Origin of the sequence: Mycobacterium sp. 23, from assembly GCF_048287075.1 — a bacterium.
Taxonomy (GTDB): Bacteria; Actinomycetota; Actinomycetes; order Mycobacteriales; family Mycobacteriaceae; genus Mycobacterium; species Mycobacterium gordonae_B.
The window spans coordinates 5,019,510-5,036,708 of the sequence record NZ_JBLVUX010000005.1; the positions used below are offsets into that span (position 1 = coordinate 5,019,510).

Annotated in this window: 13 protein-coding genes; 5 read left to right on the forward strand and 8 right to left on the reverse strand. The window is 65.8% G+C overall.

The genetic code is table 11. The features are described from left to right. Window positions 1-14: 14 nt before the first annotated feature. Entirely contained in the window at window positions 15-2,393 is a 2,379-nt protein-coding gene (locus ACNQS7_RS24425) for a CaiB/BaiF CoA transferase family protein (protein ID WP_418014559.1), read from the forward strand. Window positions 2,394-2,478: 85 nt separating this feature from the next. Beyond that, on the forward strand, window positions 2,479-3,288 hold the full coding sequence (locus ACNQS7_RS24430) for an SDR family NAD(P)-dependent oxidoreductase (protein ID WP_418014560.1): 810 nt from the start codon (window positions 2,479-2,481) through the stop codon (window positions 3,286-3,288). An 89-nt stretch (window positions 3,289-3,377) separates the two neighbouring features. Here ACNQS7_RS24430 and ACNQS7_RS24435 read toward each other — a convergent pair whose 3' ends face one another. The 4 genes from ACNQS7_RS24435 to ACNQS7_RS24450 all read right to left on the reverse strand — a co-directional run bounded on the left by ACNQS7_RS24435 (window position 3,378) and on the right by ACNQS7_RS24450 (window position 7,158). Continuing rightward, window positions 3,378-4,214 carry an SDR family NAD(P)-dependent oxidoreductase gene (locus ACNQS7_RS24435; protein ID WP_418014561.1) on the reverse strand — a complete coding sequence of 279 codons (837 nt, stop codon included), beginning with the start codon at window positions 4,212-4,214 and terminating at the stop codon, window positions 3,378-3,380. 10 nt (window positions 4,215-4,224) lie between these two features. Next, window positions 4,225-5,064: a mycofactocin-coupled SDR family oxidoreductase gene (locus ACNQS7_RS24440; RefSeq protein WP_418014562.1), complete on the reverse strand. Its 840-nt coding sequence runs from the start codon at window positions 5,062-5,064 to the stop codon at window positions 4,225-4,227. Between the two features lie 18 nt (window positions 5,065-5,082). Beyond that, the gene (locus tag ACNQS7_RS24445; protein ID WP_418014563.1) at window positions 5,083-6,285 is read right to left on the reverse strand and encodes a cytochrome P450; all 1,203 of its coding nucleotides are present in this window, start codon (window positions 6,283-6,285) and stop codon (window positions 5,083-5,085) included. A 219-nt stretch (window positions 6,286-6,504) separates the two neighbouring features. Further along, window positions 6,505-7,158 carry a TetR/AcrR family transcriptional regulator gene (locus tag ACNQS7_RS24450; protein WP_055580530.1) on the reverse strand — a complete coding sequence of 218 codons (654 nt, stop codon included), beginning with the start codon at window positions 7,156-7,158 and terminating at the stop codon, window positions 6,505-6,507. 210 nt (window positions 7,159-7,368) lie between these two features. Here ACNQS7_RS24450 and ACNQS7_RS24455 point away from each other — a divergent pair, with 210 nt between their 5' ends. Then, window positions 7,369-8,544 carry an acyl-CoA dehydrogenase family protein gene (locus ACNQS7_RS24455; protein WP_310774052.1) on the forward strand — a complete coding sequence of 392 codons (1,176 nt, stop codon included), beginning with the start codon at window positions 7,369-7,371 and terminating at the stop codon, window positions 8,542-8,544. A 123-nt stretch (window positions 8,545-8,667) separates the two neighbouring features. Then, the gene (locus ACNQS7_RS24460; RefSeq protein ID WP_418014564.1) at window positions 8,668-10,524 is read left to right on the forward strand and encodes an FAD-binding oxidoreductase; all 1,857 of its coding nucleotides are present in this window, start codon (window positions 8,668-8,670) and stop codon (window positions 10,522-10,524) included. Here ACNQS7_RS24460 and ACNQS7_RS24465 read toward each other — a convergent pair. The 3 genes from ACNQS7_RS24465 to mdlC are packed head-to-tail and all read right to left on the reverse strand — an operon-like array spanning window position 10,502 to window position 13,520. Next, window positions 10,502-11,488, reverse strand: a complete 987-nt coding sequence (locus ACNQS7_RS24465; RefSeq protein ID WP_418014565.1) for a quinone oxidoreductase family protein — start codon at window positions 11,486-11,488, stop codon at window positions 10,502-10,504. The two genes, ACNQS7_RS24460 and ACNQS7_RS24465, sit on opposite strands and share 23 nt — an antisense overlap. Window positions 11,489-11,498: 10 nt before the next feature. Beyond that, on the reverse strand, window positions 11,499-11,894 hold the full coding sequence (locus ACNQS7_RS24470) for a tautomerase family protein (RefSeq protein WP_310774046.1): 396 nt from the start codon (window positions 11,892-11,894) through the stop codon (window positions 11,499-11,501). A gap of 12 nt (window positions 11,895-11,906) precedes the next feature. Further along, window positions 11,907-13,520: a benzoylformate decarboxylase gene (gene mdlC, locus ACNQS7_RS24475; RefSeq protein ID WP_418014566.1), complete on the reverse strand. Its 1,614-nt coding sequence runs from the start codon at window positions 13,518-13,520 to the stop codon at window positions 11,907-11,909. 169 nt (window positions 13,521-13,689) lie between these two features. On the opposite strand from mdlC, the gene ACNQS7_RS24480 reads away from it, so the two are divergent. Beyond that, window positions 13,690-16,446, forward strand: coding sequence for an AAA family ATPase (locus tag ACNQS7_RS24480; protein WP_418014567.1), 2,757 nt, complete (start codon window positions 13,690-13,692; stop codon window positions 16,444-16,446). Between the two features lie 17 nt (window positions 16,447-16,463). Here the strand turns inward: ACNQS7_RS24480 and ACNQS7_RS24485 are convergent, their stop codons facing one another. Next, window positions 16,464-17,198: an acyl-CoA dehydrogenase family protein gene (locus tag ACNQS7_RS24485; RefSeq protein WP_418016133.1), complete on the reverse strand. Its 735-nt coding sequence runs from the start codon at window positions 17,196-17,198 to the stop codon at window positions 16,464-16,466. Between the last annotated feature and the right edge of the window lies 1 nt (window position 17,199).

Below are 17,199 nucleotides of genomic sequence, written 5' to 3' on the forward strand. Positions count from 1 at the left end.
AAGGCCGGTCGGCAGTGACGCAACCACCGCTGTCCGGTTACCGCGTGATCGACCTGTCCAGCGGGATCGCGGGCGGTTACTGCACCAAGTTGCTCGCCGACGGCGGGGCTGAGGTCGTCAAAGTCGAGTCAGCACAGGGTGATTGGCTGCGCGCCTGGTCAGCATCGGGATCAGAGGTGGTGGGCGACGGCGCGTTGTTCAGCTTCCTGGCCGGGCACAAACACAGTGTCGTGGCCGATCCGGAGATTGACGCTGAATTCGTCGGGCGGTTGCTGGCCGGTGCGGACGCGGTGGTGTGGTCGTCGGGATCTCCTGTGGCCGAATGCTTCTCGCCTGCGACGACGATGGAGCGTTATCCGCACCTCGTCGTCGCGTCGATCAGCCCGTTCGGTCTGTACGGTCCCTGGCACGACCGGCCCGCTACCGAGTTCACGCTACAGGCCTGGTCCGGGGGGATTATCGGACTGGGGCGCGGGGTGGCCGACCGTGCCCCGGTGTTCGTCGGCGGTCAGGTCGGGGAGTACCTCGCCGGTGCCTACACCAGCGCGGCGATCCTGGCCGCGTTGTATGGCAGTCGCGGTCAGGGCCAGTTGATCGACCTGTCGATGCTCGAAACCCAGATCCTCGGCCTCACCTACTACCCGGTGACCTACTTCGAGATGCTCGGCCGCCCTTGGCGGGATGCCCGCCGTCTCACCGTCCCGGGCGTGGCCGCCGCCGAGGACGGTCTGGTGGACCTCGGCTGCGGTACCGCGCAACAGTGGTTCGACCTGTGCGCGATGGTGGGTCACCCGGAGTGGATCGACGAGAATTCCCCGCTGTCGATCACCGAACTGGCCAACGTCTACGCCGACGAGATCTATGACTGGGTACGTCGTCATCCGGCGGATGAAATCCGCGAACTGGCGACCGCCTTCCGGATACCGAACGCGCCGGTGGCCAACGGCGCCACCATTGTTTCGCTGGAACACTTCGTCGAGCGCGGTTCGTTTCAGTGCAACCCGCGCGATGACTTTCAGCAGCCGGGACACCCCTACCGGATGCGGCCGGCGCAGTTGCGGCAACCAGGAGTGGCGCCGCGGCTCGGCGAACACACCCAGCACTACCGGTCGGCTCCCCTGGTGCCGCGGGCCGTTTCCAGCCAGTCGTCAGAAGCGCTGCCGCTGAACGGGCTTCGAGTGCTGGACATGACCGCCTTCTGGGCGGGGCCGTCCTGTACGCACCTGCTGGCGTTGCTCGGTGCGGAGGTGATTCACATCGAATCCAGCCGCCGCCCGGACGGCACCAGGCTCATCGCCGGCATTCCGGTCACCGAGGAGCAATGGTGGGAGAAGTCGCCGATCTTCGCGGCGCTCAACACCAACAAGAAGGGCCTGACCCTGGACCTGCAGCGGCCGCGGGGGCGTGAACTGCTGCTCAGGCTGATCGGCACCTGTGACGTGATCGCGGAGAACTTCACGCCCCGCGTGCTCGACCAGATCGGCTTGGACTTCGCTGCGGTGCAAGCGGTGCGGCCTGACGCGATTCTGTTGCGCATGCCCGGCTTCGGGCTGGACGGGCCCTGGCGTGACAATCCGGCGTTCGCCTACGTCATCGAGTCGGCGTCGGGCGTGAGCTGGCTGACCGGCTATCCCGACCGCCCGCCGTTCGAGCCGTACTCGGTGGGGGACCCCAACGCCGGTGTTCATGCGGTCAACGCGTTGCTGTTGGCGCTGGAGCACCGACGCCGCACCGGGCAGGGCGTGATGGTGGAGGCCGCAATGGTCGATGCGGCGCTCAACATCGCCGCCGAGCAGGTCATCGAGTTCTCCTCGTACGGAGCGCTATTGGAACGGGGCGGCAACCGGGGGCCGACGGCCGTGCCGCAGAACCTCTACCTGAGTGCCGACATCGACGAGTTCGGCCGCCTCGACAGTTGGGTCGCGATCGCGGTGGCCACCGACGAGCAGTGGGTGCAGTTGTGCGGTGCACTCGGATCACCCTCGTGGGCAACCGATCCGGCGCTGGCGACCGCGACGGGCCGGCGGGCGCAGGAAGATCGGATCGACGAGCAGATCGCGCGATGGTGTGAAGGTCGCACCCGGGACGACATAGTCGCCACCCTGTGGGGCGCCGGTGTACCGGTCGCCAAGGTCATGCAGCCGCACCGGCAGACGGAGTTGGACCAGCTCAACGCGCGGGGATTCTTCGAAGTGGTCGACCATCCGGTGTGCGGTCCGGCTAGGCTCAGCAGCGTGCCCATGCGACTGTCCGGCGGCCCGTGTCTCTTTCACACCCAGCCGGCGCCCTTGCTGGGACAACACAATCGGGAGTTGCTGGCGGAACTGGGTCTGACCGATGTCGAGATCGCTCAGCTCGAAGCCGACGGGGTGATCGGCCGGCGCCCGGGGTGACTATTAGTGGCGCGAGCAGACGCAAAATCGCACGGCGCGGGCTCCGCGCGTGCGATTTTGCGTCTGCTCGCGGGGGGTAGGCGACGTGGCGATTGATCCAGCACACATCTTGCTGACCGACCGGGTCGCGGTGGTCACCGGCGGGGGAGCCGGCATCGGACGCGGTATCGCCGCGGGTTTCGCGGCTTTCGGCGCGCGTGTGGCCATCTGGGAACGCAATCCCGATTCCTGCACCCAGGCCGCGGAATCGATTGGCGCACTGGGTATCACCTGTGATGTCCGGGACAGCGGACAGGTCGATGCGGCGCTGACCCGGACAGTGGCCGAACTAGGGACGCCGACGATTCTGGTCAACAATGCCGGCGGCGTCTTTTCCTCGCCGCTGCTGGATACCAGCGAGAACGGTTGGGACGCTTTATATCGCGCCAACCTGCGGCATGTCTTGCTGTGCACCCAACGGGTCGCGCGCCGGCTGGTGGCCGATGGTCTGCCCGGCAGCATCATGGCCGTCACCTCGATCGAGGGGGTACGGGCCGCGCCCGGCTACGCGGCCTACGCCGCCGCCAAGGCCGGTGTCATCAACTACACGAAGACCTCCGCGCTAGAGTTGGCGTCCCACGGTATCCGGGTCAACGCGATAGCACCCGACATCACGCTGACCGAAGGCCTGGCTCAGCTGGGGGGAGAGGGCGCGACGGCGGCCATGGGGGCGGTAGTGCCGTGGGGGCGGCCCGGGCGCGTCGACGAAATAGCCGGTGCGGCAATCTTTCTCGCGTCTGACATGTCGACGTACATCACCGGCCAGACGTTGCACGTCGACGGCGGCACCCAGGCCGCGGGCGGGTGGTACCACGACCCGCAGACCGGCGCCTACCGCCTGGGGCCGCCTGGGTAGCGCGAGCAGACGCAAAGTCGCACGCGCGGAGCCCGCGGCGTGCGACTTTGCGTCTGCTCGCGGGGCTAGGTGCGCCCAGCTCGCGAGCCTCAGTGGCGCCAGCCTTCGGCGGCCTGTTCGTCGAAAGTCCGGTCGATGCGGTCGAACCGGCGCCGGATCGACGCCCGGGACGCCTCGTGCGGCAACACATACAAGCGGTTGGCCAGGATCGCGTCAGCGGTCAGGCGGGCGAGATCGCCGACTCCGAGCGTCTCGTCCTGCTCGGGGAGCGGCCCGAGCGAACCGGTCACGTCGGGTGTCGATGCCAGACCGTAATCCGCGCCCCGGATCCGTTCGGAGTTGGACAGCAGCTTGGTCTCGACCACCATCGGGCACAGCACCGACACGCCGATGCCATTGCCCTTCACTTCGCGCGCCAGCGTCTCGGCCAGGCTGACCACGCCGTACTTGGCAACCCCGTACGCTCCGAGGCCGGCGTTGGGCACCAACCCGGCGAAGGAGGCGGTGAATGCGATGCGGCCGCCCGCGCCCTGCTTGAGCAACCGCGGCAAGAACGCCTCAACGGCGTGAATCGAACCCCACAAGTCGATGTCGATCACCCAGCGCCAGTCCTCGTGCGTCATCTCGGCGATCGGGCCGGCGACCACGATGCCGGCATTGCTGAACACGATGTCCACCTGTCCGAGCAACCGGAATGCCTTGTCGGCCAGGCGCGTCACCTCCTCGAGATGCCGGACGTCGCACATCACGCCGTGGGCGTCGAAACCCTGGCCGCGTAGGTGAGTGACCGCCAATTCCAGGCCCGGTTGGTCGACATCGGCGAGCACCACTCGGGCCCCGCGGCCGGCCAGTTCGGTGGCGGTGGCCAGGCCGATACCGCTCGCGCCGCCGGTGATAACCGCTCCGCGTCCCTCAAATCCGTCCATAGGGCGAACCCTATTTGAGGCAGCTTCCCGCGTCGACAGGCAGGGTGACGCCGGTGATGTACCGGGATTCGTCGGAGGCGAAGAACAGCACCGCGTTGCTGACGTCCTGCGCCTCGACCCACGGGATCGGCAGCGTGTGGAACATCTGGCAGATCGGCGCCATGTCGTCCGGGCCGGGGTTCTCCAGGTCCGGCCGGAACATCTTGAAGGTGCCCTCGTTGTGCAGCATCGGGGTGGCGACGTGGGTGGGATGCACCGAGTTCACCCGAATCATATGCTGCCCCAGTTCAACTGCGAAGGAGCGCATGATGCCCACCACACCGTGCTTGGCGGCCACATAGCTGCCGCAGTGCGGGTAGGCCTTGATCCCGCCGACCGAGCTGGTCAGGATGATCGAGCCACCGTTGCGGCCCGCGAGAATATGCGGCACACCGGCTTTCACCGACTTCCAGACGCTGGACAGGTTGACGTCGATCATCTCCTGCCAGTCGTATTCGCTGGTTTTGTCCAGAGTGTCGCCGCCATTGCCGATGCCGGCGTTGGCCACGATGATGTCCAGTCGCCCCAGCTGCTCCACACCGCTGTCCACGGCAGCCTTGAGCGCGTCGAAGTCGCGGACATCGACCTCGGCGGTGACGATCCGGCGGTTGAGTCCCTTGACGAGATCTGCGGTCTCGGCCAAATCCTCCGGTGTCGACGCCGGGATGGTGGTGTTCTTGACGATCGGCTTGCACACGTCGACGGCGATGATGTCGGCGCCTTCCTCGGCCAACCGCACAGCGTGGCTGCGTCCCTGACCCCGCGCCGCCCCGGTGACCAAGGCGACTTTCCCTTCTACACGTCCAGTCATGGTTTCCTCCTAGGTGACTCAGCCGAAGACGGCCGGCATGGACTCCCAACCCCGCACGGTCGACGTGGGGGAAAGCGTGGCCTCGGCAAGGTCGACATCCCAGTCGGGGAAGCGCTTCAGGATCTCCTCGAGCGCGATCCGGCCCTCCAGCCGGGCCAGCGCCGAGCCGAGACAATAGTGGGTGCCGACACTGAACGTCAGGTGCTGGCGCGGCTCGCGGCGGATGTCGAAAACGTCTCCGTCAGGCGGAAATTGGCGATGGTCACGGTTCGCCGCTCCGATCAGCATCATCATGACGCTGCCTTCGGGGACCCGCTGGCCGTAGTACTCGACATCGCGGGTGACGTACCGGGCCACGTGCGGCGCCGGCGGCTCGTAGCGCAGCAGCTCCTCGACGGCTGCGGGGATCAGCGCCGGATTCTCCGCCAGCGCGCGACGCTGATCCGGGTGCTCGGCCAAAACCTTTCCCGCCCAGCCGATCAGTCGGGTGGTGGTCTCGTTGCCGGCGCCGGAGACGACTGTGACGTAGGTGAGCAGTTCGTCGCGGCTCATGCGCCGGACGGTTCCGGTCTCGTCCTCGAATTCTGCGTTGAGCAACTCGGTCATGATGTCGTTGGACGGATGTTGCGCACGCCAGTCGATGTATTGACCGAAAAAGTCTCCGTTCAACATAATTTCGGCCGAGAACTCCATCGGCTTGCCGGCCTCGGTGCGCATTTGCGCGTTGGCGAAATCGCGTGCGGCCTCTTGGTCTTCCTCTGGGACACCCAGCAGCATGCCGATCACCCGCATGGGCATCTGCGCGCCGAGGTCGTTGACGAAGTCGAACTTGCCTGTCCCGATCAGCGGATCCAGACTGCGCGCGCAGAATTCGCGGATCTTGGGCTCCAAGTCGCTGATCTTGCGGGGAGTGAACATACGCGACAACAACTTACGGTGGATGTCGTGAACGGGCGGATCCTCGAAGATGAGCACGCCCGGCGGCATCTCGATATTGGCCCGGATCAGTTCGAGGATGGCTCCGCGGGCGGAGCTGAACGTCTGGTGGTCGACGATGGCGTTGTCGACGTCGGCGAAGCGACTGAGGGCATAGAAGTCATGCTGCTCGTTGTAGTACAGCGGCGACTCCTCGCGCAGGCGCCGGAACATGGGGTACGGGTCAGCGTTGAGCTCGACATCGTAAGGGTCGAAATAGACGTCGCTGGCTGCGCTCACTGTCACGGGTAATTGCCCTCTCGCCGGTTACGCGCTGCCCTCGTTTGTTCGGGCAGCGCGCTGATGCCGCCGGTAGAACTCTGTCATCACGCACCAACGAGTGTCAACGCGGAATCCGTTTTGGCTATTTTACGTTCTGATTTTAAGAGAATAACATTCTCAATCGGCCGTGAGGGTGCGATATTCGCTCGTCAAGGGCGGGTGGACCGCAAAGCGGTCCGAAGGTCAGCTGCCGGCGAATCCTCTTGAGCAGAAGTCCCACACCTCGTCGGCGCTGATCGGGTGGACCGTCGCGTCGTCGGAACCGCCGCTGGACTGGGCGATGAACATCACTGTCTGCATGGTCATGGCAGCCATCCGCTTCGGGTTGACGCCGGCACGCAGCTTGCCGGCCTCACAGGCAGCTTCCATCAGTTCCGTGAGCAAAGCCAGCAGCGGCGCGTGGGCTACCTTGACCTCAGCGGGATGGGTGACGAGCAACCGTGGCGCAAAGTCGGTGAACAGTGGCCGCTTAGCCGTCGGGTCTGGTCGGGAGGCCTCGTAGAGAAGCTCCACCGCCACCTTGAGCCGTTCCAGCGCGTCGGTGTGGCTTTCGGTCGCCGCCCTGATCTGGTCAGCCGACCGGCTCAGCGCGTCCTCGAACAGGGCCAACAGCAACTCGTGTTTGCCGTCGAACTGCAGGTAGAAGCTGCGCAACGACTGGCGGGAGCGGTCGACGACCTCCTGCACGGTGAAGTCCGTACTGCCCTTCTCGATGATGATGGCCTGGGCGGCATCGAGGAAGCGCTGGACGCGTTGCGCCGCCCGCAATTTCGCGGTTTTGATGGATCGCTCGACGGCCCGCTGTTTCCAAGCCGGCTCTTCGCCCGGGCTGGTCACGGGCGGCTCGGAAGATTGCCGCGAGGAGAGAACATGGTTGGACTGTACCGGAGAACGTCGGGCCATCGCTGCGCTCGACCTCCTCACGGACGATGTCTTGGAGATTGTAACTTCCTCACGACGAGAATACTATTCTCTTGCACGGGTGTTTGGGAAGCACATTCGCGAGAGTGCACACCCGGAAGCCAGGCGAGGCCCCGAGGAGATTTGGTGCAGCTGACTTTTGATGCCGACGTCGAGGCATTCCGGTCGGAATTCGTCGCTTTTCTCGACGAGCACCTGCCGGACGAGGCCCAAGGCGTGGTGCGGCCGAGTTCGTGCTCCCATGTGCCGGAGTGGGCGGCTCGCTGGCAGCGACTGCTGTTCGACAACGGCTGGCTGCTACCGGGCAACACGCCCGAATTCGGCGGACGCAACGCAACGTTGTTGCAGCAGTATGTGCATGCGGACGAGATGGCGCGGCGACGCATCTACCGCAGTTTCAACCCGCAGGGCGTCGGGATCATCGCGGCGTCCCTGCTGTCGTTCGGGACCCCCGAGCAGAAGCAGCAGTGGGCGGTGCGAATCCTGCGCGCGGAGATCACCGCGTCGCTGGGGATGAGTGAGCCGGGCGCCGGTTCGGATCTGGCCTCTCTGAAGACGCGGGCGGTGCGGGATGGCGACGACTTCGTGGTGAACGGCCAGAAGGTGTGGACCTCGGGTGCACACGACGCCGACGTGCTGCTGACCTTCGTGCGCACCAACCCCGACGTCCCAAAACACAAGGGAATCAGTGTATTGCTGATTCCGACGGACACTCCGGGTGTGGTGCGACGGCCGTTCGCCTCCGTGTGCGATCACGACGACGTCGAATTCAACGAGGTGTTCTTCACCGACGCCCGGGTGCCCGCCGAGAATCTGGTCGGCGAGCTCGACGGTGGCTGGCGCGTGGCGACCGGCGCGCTCGGGCACGAGCGCGCCATGCTGTGGCTGGACTACGCGAATCTATTGGACCAGCAGACAACCGATTTCACGCCGACCGGAACGTTGGAACGGGATCGCTACGCCACCCTGGTGATGGATGCCTGGGCGATGCGGCTGCTCGGTTCGGTGACTCTGGCCAAAGCCGCCCGCGGTGAGGAGGATGTGCCCGGCCAGTCGGTGCTGAAGCTGCTCGGCTCGGAGGCGGTCCAGCGCGCCTCCGAAGATGCCCTGAACGCCAAGGGTCCCGAGGGTCTGATCCATCCGGCGATCACCGCGCCGTTCGCCCCGCTGAACCTGGACGCCCACTACGGCAGCTGGTTCGACAGGTACGCCCGCAGCTTCGCCGGCACCATCGCCGGCGGCACGTCGGAGATCCAGCGCAACATCATCGCCGAGCGGGTGCTCGGGATGCCGCGAAACTGACCCCGAAAGAACGAGTTTCGCAGCCGCGAACCAGGGCCGGCGAGACCCGGGATTTCCCCGGGGTCACAGAGCCGCCGTAGGTGCCAAGGTTGATCCGACACAGCGCCTACTGAGGGTATGTTCATGGATAGCAGCGTTATCAGCCAATTCGCCGCGGTCCTCTCTGGGCCTGATCCGATACTGACTGACGCCGATGCCTTGACCGCGCGGGGTCGCGACTACTGGGGCTTCGGCGGCGTACCCGGAGTGGTCTTGCGGCCGAGATCCCGGGGCGAAGTCGTGTCGATATTGCGCATCGCGGGTGCGCACGGCATTCCGGTCGTGACTCGGGGCGGCGCGTCGAACTGCAGCGCGGGCATGATGGCGGCACCGGACCGGGTGATGCTGGACCTGTCGGCGATGAACCGGGTCTTGGCAATAGATCCTGACGCACGCACGGCCCGCGTGCAGCCCGGAGTCATCAATGCCGACCTGCAGAAGGAGTTGATTGAATTCGGGTTGTGCTTCTCCCCGGACCCCGTCTCGGCGCCCCTGTCGACGGTGGGTGGCAATATCATCGAAAATGCAGGTGGTCCACACGCTTTGAAGTACGGCGTGACCTACAACCATGTGCTCGAAGTCGAGTTTGTACTTGCCGACGGGTCTGTGATGACTTTGTCGTCCGAGGATGACGGCCCGGATCTGCTCGGAGTGATGATCGGGTCCGAGGGAACTCTCGGCATCGTCACCGAGGCCACCGTGGCGCTTCGCCCGATCGCACCGGTGACCCACAGCTTGATGGGGAGCTTCGCGTCGGCGCACGACGCTGCGGATGCCGTCGCGGACATCATCGGAACGGGTACGGTGCCTGCCGCACTCGAGTGGCTGGACCGCGCCGGAATTGCCGGGTTGCAGGCATTCACCGAAACCGGGTACCCGACCGATGTCGATGCCATCGTCTTGGTCGACGTCGACGGTACCTCCGAGGAGGTGGAGCGCGACGCCGCGATAGTCGAGAAAGTGCTACGGCACAAGGCCATCGAGGTTCGGGTAGCCACCGATGACCAGGCCCGCGAGCGACTCTGGTACGGACGGTTGCATGCCCCGGACGCGGTAGTACGCAGCGGTCACGACTACTTCATCGGGGACGTCACTGTGCCACGCAACAGAATCCCCGAGATGCAGGAGGCCATTCAGCAGGTCGCGGCCCGGCACTGCGACGGTCTGCTATTCATCGCGGTGGCCGGGCATGCCGGTGATGGAGATCTGCACCCCATCTCGTTCTTCGACCGGACCAATCCCAAAGCGGCTGCTGCGTTGGAGTCCGCCAACAACGAGATCGTCGACGCGGCACTCGAACTCGGTGGAACGCTGACCGGTGAGCACGGCATCGGCACCGAGAAGCGCCAGTTCATGACGAAACGCTTCACTCCCGTCGAGATCGCAGCGCAACGGGCCGTCAAGCGCGTCTTCGACCCCGAGGGCCAACTCAATCCCGGTGTACTGCTTCCCGACCTCTCAACCGACGAGCCCGTACTCGCCTCCTTCGAGGCGACCGTGCGTGCGGCGCTGGGACGCCACCGAGGCGAAGGCTCCGCGGATTCCACTTCCGGGACCGTGGCGCCCGTCGGCGGCACGCAGATCGACCTCAACGCCGCCAATCTCAGCTTGACCGTCGGCGCTTCCGTCGCACTCGATGACCTGGCCGCGTATCTGGCAGAGCAGGGCATGTCCTGTGCGGCAGTGCCGTCCGGGCCTGACGGCCGCAGCGTGGGTGCACTGATAGGCGCGGCGAGCGGCGACGATCGACACGCAGTGCGCAATAACCTGCTCGGCCTGAACGTCATTCTGACCGACGGTCTCGCGGCGGCCCGGTTCGGCGGAGAGACCATGAAGGATGTGGCGGGCTATGACATGAAGCGCCTCTTCATCGGTGCTGCCGGCGCTTTCGGTGAAATCGTGTCGGCCATTTTCAAGGTCAACTGCCTGCCTGCGGGATGAGGAGGACGGACCCGTGCGTCCGGCGGGACTCCAGATCACGGTGCGCCTGAGCCGCGTGGGCAAGCGGGTAACGCGCACCCACGGTGACAGTGATCCTGCCGTCAGTGATTGCGTGAAAGAGTTCGGTTACGCGCCAGGCGAACTCGTCATAAGTGCGATTGAAATCCCTGCGTACGGGGCGGGTCAGGTACACCGAACCCGCACTACTCAGCCGCTGCGGGTCGACCGGCGGGACCGGGCCACTGGTCGCACCGAAAAGACAGAGCGTGCCGCGGACGGCCAGGCTCGCCAGGCTGGCGTCGAATGTGGTGCGACCGACCCCGTCGTATACCGCCGCGGCGCCGCGTCCGTCCGTGAGTTCGCTTATGAGTGAACCGAATTGACGCGATTCGCCCGGGTAATCGAGAACGTGTGCCGCTCCGGCCTGGCGTGAAAGGCTGATCTTGGCCGGTGTCGATACCGTCGTAATCATTGTTGCGCCAGTGCTTGTGGCCCATTGCGTCAGGATCAATCCGACCCCGCCCGCGCCGGCATGCAGCAGAATCGTGTCGCCCGGTTTCACCTGATACACCGACTTGGTGAGAAAGTGCGCCGTCAGGCCTTTCAACAGTGCGGCAGCCGCGACCTCGCTGCCGATGGCGTGCGGCACGTGTGCCACCAGAGCAGCGGGCGCGACGCAATAGTCGGCGTAGGCACCTACCGCGTCGGCACTCGCGACGCGATCACCGGCCTGAACCGTCGAGACGTTGCGGCCGACGGCGACTACGGTGCCGCACACCTCACTACCCACACTGAATGGCAGCGGGTGCGGATACAGGCCCGATCGGAAACAGGTGTCGATGAAGTTGACCCCGATCGCCTCCGACTTGATCAACACACCGGCATCGCCAGGTACTGGAATCGGGACTTCGTTGTAGGTGAGAACATCCGGTCCGCCGACCTCGCTCACCGTCACCGCGTGCACGGCGACTCCGTTAATGCCCTGCCAACCACGCCTCTTCTTCTCCTGGATTGGGCAGTGCTCGCCCACCCTCCATGGCGAAATGTGCTGGGCTGTTCTGAATGATGACGAGAATCCGGCTCGACGGAATGCCGGTCACCGTGGCGGCCGCCTCGGCGACTTCGGAGAGCAGTTGGCTGGTTTCGTCGTCGGGGTGGCCGGTGCGCACCCAGCCGCTGATGAGCAATGGTTGCGACGGTTGGGCATCGGTGTAGACCGCATCGACGGGAAGTTCGTGGAAGACCACGTTGACGTAGGTGCTGGGAACATGATTGACGCGGGAATGGATTTGCGTGATCGCAGCGGCCAGTTCGGCTTTCGTTTCCCCACTGAGTGTCGAGGCGGCCGTGGTGCAGGTGTAGACGGGCACCGGTCTCTCCGTTCAGCCGAGAAACGGGAGCTGAGGCAGGGTCGGCACCACGATCACCGTGGGCCCGTCGGCGGCCAGCGCCGCGGTGAACTCGCCGGCCAGCATATCGGTGCTGTCGACGGTCACCGCCCGGCAGCCGAAACCCTTTGCCAGGGACTCGATATCCAGACCGGGGAGCTCGAGACCCGGCACCCCGGGTGTCTTCTCCAACAGCGCGAAAGACTTGAGGATCGCGTACTCACCGTTGCGCAGGACGACGTACACGATGGGCAGTTTGTGCTGTGCGGCGGTCCAGATGGCCTGGATCGAATACTGAAAGGAACCGTCGCCGATGGTGGCGACAACAGAGCGCCGAACGCCCCGTGCCCGATCGCCTAGCGCGACACCGACCGCCGCAGGCACTCCCCAGCCGATTCCGCCGCTTCCGGTCGCGAAAAAGCCGGCGCTGCGCGTAGTGGGGAGCCACGTCTGCTGCTCGACGATCGTCGAAGTCGATTCCATCACCAGGGCGGCATCAGGCGGCTTGAGAGTGCTGAGTACCTGGTATACCGCATTGGCGGTCATCGGCGCCGTCGCCGGTGCCTCGGATCTCCGCTCCAGGTTCAGTGGTGGGGGTGGCTGGCGGTCCGTCGGCGCGGTCACCGTGTCAGCCAGATAAGTCAGCGCCTGCCGCACGTCACCGATCAGGCTGTCTCCTACCGGCGCCACGGCAGCGAGTTCCGGATCGGTGGTGATCTGGAGCAGTTCGGTGCCTTCCGGCAGATATTCTCCAGCCACGTAGGGGTAGTAGCGGAATACCTGTGTGCCGATCGCGATCACCAGGTCGTGGCCGTGAACCACCTGTTCGACCCCGGCGATGGTCATCGGCAGCGTCCCGGCGTACAGCGGGTGGTCCTCGGGAAACGAGATGCGATCGGGCAGGGCGCTGTTGTATACGGGTGCCTTCAATTTCTCGGCGAATGCAATGCCGGCATCCCAGGCCCCGGAACGGTCCACCTCCGGCCCCAGCACGAGCAGCGGACGTTCGGCTCTGCTGATCCGTTCGGCGAATTGGCGCAAACGCCCAGGGTCAGCGGCGGTCCGCTCGGCGACGGTGCGCACCACCGCGGGACCGAGCGCGGGCTTCTCCCAGTCGTCGAGCGGAATCGACAAGAACACCGGGCCGGCGGGAGGTTGCAGTGCTGTCGCGTAGGCACGCATGAACGCCGCCGGAACGTCTTCGGCACGCGCAGGCTCGTAGGACCACTTCACCCACGGGCGGGGCAGCACCGTGGCGTCCCTGTTTGCCAGATACGGGTCGCACAGCAGCATCTCGCGTGTTTGCTGACCCGCGGTAACAATCAGCGGGGTGTTGGCCCGGTACACGGCCACCAGGGAACCCATCGCATTGCCGGTTCCGGCTGCAGTGTGCAGGTTGACCAGGGCGGGCCGGCCGGTGGCTTGTGCGAAGCCGTCGGCGATGGTGAGGACGGAGGCCTCCTGCAATGCCAGCACGTAGGTGAAGTCGTTCGGGAAGTCTCGCAGGAACGACTGCTCGGTCGATCCGGGATTCCCGAAGACAGTGGTCAAGCCAAGATTTCTGAGCAGTTCGTAGGTGACGTCGTGCACATCTTTTGCGTCGGTCATTTCAGACCACCTCGGGTGTCGGGTTTAAAAGCGGCGGTTTGTCGGATTTGATAGCGGCGGCCGCTCGGTCCACGTCGTCGAGTCAAGCACCGGCCGGCCACCGCCGACCCCGGGGAAACCCCCGGGGTTCAGCGCGCCCCGTGGGCGGTTTCCTGCCACTATTGATCTCGTGTACAGCGGGGGTCGCGGTGGGTTGCTGGGCCGGCGGCAAGAGCAGCAGCAGCTGGCCGGTCTGCTCGGTGGTGCCCGCGAGGCACATAGCGGTGTGCTCAGCCTCCGAGGTGAAGCGGGCATCGGGAAGACCGCGTTGATCGAGCACATGCTTGCGCAGGCATCGGACTTCCGCGTCGTCCGGGGTAGCGGTGCGGAATCGGAGATGGAGCTGGCTTACGCCGGCATGCAACAGATCTGTGCTCCGCTGCAGCATCTGCTGGTCCGGCTGCCGAAGCCGCAGCGCAGCGCGCTGGAGGTCGCGCTGGGCGTCAGCGAAGGGGGCGGGGCACCGGATCGACTCCTGGTCGGACTGGCTCTTCTCACGTTGCTGTCGGAGGCGGGCGCACAGCAACCCACGATCTGTGTGGTCGACGATGCGCACTGGGTCGATCGAGCTTCGGTACAGGCGTTCGGCTTCGCCGCGCGGCGGCTGCTGGCCGATCGCGTTGTCATGATCTTCGCTACTCGATGGCCAATAGGCGAATTGGCCGATCAGCCGGAACTGGTTGTCGAGGGCGTGTCGGATGCCGACGCGCGGGTACTACTCGCGGCACTGTTACCAGGTCGGCTCAGTGATCGAATGCGCGACATCATCGTCTCGGAATCAAGGGGCAATCCCTTGGCGCTGATCGAACTGCACCGTTCCCTCGGTCCGACCGACCTGGCCGGCGGTTACAGTCTGGCGCAGGCGAAGTCGATTCCCCGGCGCATAGAGGGCCGCTTCATCGAGCAGTTCCGCGAGCTTCCGGCACCCACCCGCACGCTGTGCCTGATTGCTGCGGCGGAACCGACTGGCGAACCGTCCTGGTTATGGTCGGCGGCGGCACAGCTGGGAATCGATGCGGACTCAGCGTCGCCCGCCGAAGCGGCCGGGCTGTTATCGGTAGACCGCCGGATCCGGTTTCGTCACCCGCTTGTTCGCTCCGCCATTTACGGGCACGCGCCACTGGCGGAGCGCCGACGCGCACACGATGCGCTTGCCCAGGCGATCACCAGCGCTACCGCCTCCGAGCACCGCGCCTGGCATAGGGCACATTCGCTGGCCGGGCCGGACCCGGAAGTCGCCGATGAACTGGTGGCTGCCTCCGAGCACGCCCGTGCCCGCGGCGGTATCGCCGCTGCCGCGGCGTTCCTGGCGGCCGCCGTCGATGCGACGCCGGATAGCCGGATACGTGCTGAGCGGGCCCTGCACGCCGCCCAGGCCAAGCTCGACGCCGGCTCGCTGGACGCGGCGACACAGCTGCTTGACGTTGCAACGGAGTCGAGTAACGACGAATCCACCAGTGCCCGAGTCGATCTCATACGAGCAAAGCTGGCCTGGGCAGCGCGCCGGGGTCCTGACGCGCCGCCTTTGCTGCTGACCGCCGCGCAGCGCCTTACCGAGATTGACCCCGCAGCGGCGCGCGGCACATACCTCGAGGCGCTCATGTCAGCTCTGATTGTGGGCCGATTCTCCGAGGGGCCGAGTTCGCCTGAGACTATCGCCCGCGCTTCCCGACGGACCGTCTCCACCGATGCGCGCGACACCGTCGAGATGTTGCTGCACGGCCTCATCGTGCGGTTGACAGGCGGGTACGTCGCGGCAGCGCCGCTGCTGAGGGATGCGATTGCGGCGTACGTGCGCGAGACGCGCGCCGGCGCAGCCGATCCTCGGTGGCACGACATCACAAACCGAGTCTGTCTGGATGTGTTCGATCAGGACTCGTATGACTTCCTCACGGCGCAACAACTCGAAAAGCAACGCGCAGCAGGTGAATTGACACTGGTCGCGTCGTCGCTGTCGACGTACGCGGGGCTGTGTGTGACACGCGGGGACTTCGCCGCGGCCGAGGCGGCCCTCGAAGAGATCGAGATCCTTGCCGCGGCGACGGGCATCCCGGCGCATCGTTCAATCTTCCCCTACCTCGCTGCCTACCGCGGCCAGGACAAGCGTTGCACCGAATACGCTCACGGGACGATCGAGGAGGCGACCGAACGGGGTGAAGGAACCCAGGTGACCGTGTCGCTCTACTCGGTGGCCATCCTGCACAACGGACTGTCCAAATACCCCAAGGCGCTCGCCGCGAGCCTGTCGGGCCTGGAGTACGACGATGTCGGCATGTCCAGCTATCTGCTTACCGAAGCTGTCGAAGCCGCGGCGTACTGCGGTGAAAGATCCTTGGCCGCAGACCTATCCGCCCAGCTCCAGCAGCGCGCACAGGCAAGCGGAACGGAGACCGCGCTCGGCATCGCGGCTCGCTCAAAGGCACTCGCGGGCAACGGTTCCGAACCGGACGTCGACTTTCAGAACGCAGTCGAGCACCTGGGCCGCAGCCCGGTCGCGGTCTATCGGGCCCGCACCCACCTGGTCTACGGGGAGTGGTTGCGGCGGGTCAATCGTCGCGCCGATGCCAGGACCCAGTTGCGGACGGCCTACGACATGTTCGCACGGATGGGCGCAGAGGGGTTCGCCGCGCGGGCGCGCCGTGAACTTCAGGCATCCGGTGAGGCGGTGCACCAGACGGTGAAGGGCACCGCCATCGCACTGACCACCCAGGAACGGGAGATCACCCGCTTGGCGCGACAAGGTTGTACGAACTCAGAGATCGGTGCGCAGCTCTACATCAGCCCGCGCACCGTTGAATGGCATCTGGGTCGAATCTTCGCCAAGCTGGGTGTCTCGTCGCGACGGGAGTTGCGCAGCCTCTCTGCCGAACTGCTTCCGCGGCTGTGAGTTTCGCGGCTCGGCGCCTAGAGATGGACGAGCCGGGGTGCCGAGCCCAAGGCACGGACGTGCGCTCCCGCTTCGCGGGTCAGCTCCTTCGAGCTGCCGAGCAACCCGTCGAGCACCAATACCCGCTTGACGTGGCGGTGCAACTGATGCTCGGCGGTGAAGCCGATGCCCCCGAGTACCTGCTGGCAGTGCCGGGCGGCGGTCAGCGCCGCCTGGCCAGCCGCCGCCTTGGCCAGTAGAGACGCGAACTCGTCAGGCTGATCGGCGGTGGCCTGCAAAGTGGCTTCGGCGCCCTCGATGGCGACCAGCGTCTCGGCAAGCCGGTGGCGCACTGCCTGGAAAGATGCGATGGGACGGCCGAATTGGACTCGGTCCAGTGCGTGGCTGCGAGCCAGCGCCAGCATGGCCCGGCTGGTGCCGACGAGCCACCAGCCCACCGCCTGCCGGGCCGCACCGAGCGGGACGGTGTCCCCGGAGGGCACCCGGTGCAGGGGCAGCCCCTCATCCATCGCCGGAGTCGCGGTGTCGGCACGCTCCCAGACCACCCAGGAACCGCCGGCGTAGGGCAGCGGCACCGTGTCACCGGTGCCTCGCAGCACGACGTCATTCAGCACGGGCGCATGCGCACCGGTCTCGCCGAGCAATCGGAAGACCAGAGGTATTGCGGTTTCCGGCATTTCATCGAGCATGTCGAGCCAGCCGAGCTCGGCCAGGGCAGCGTCCAGGCCGGCGCCGGACGGCGACGTCGTCATC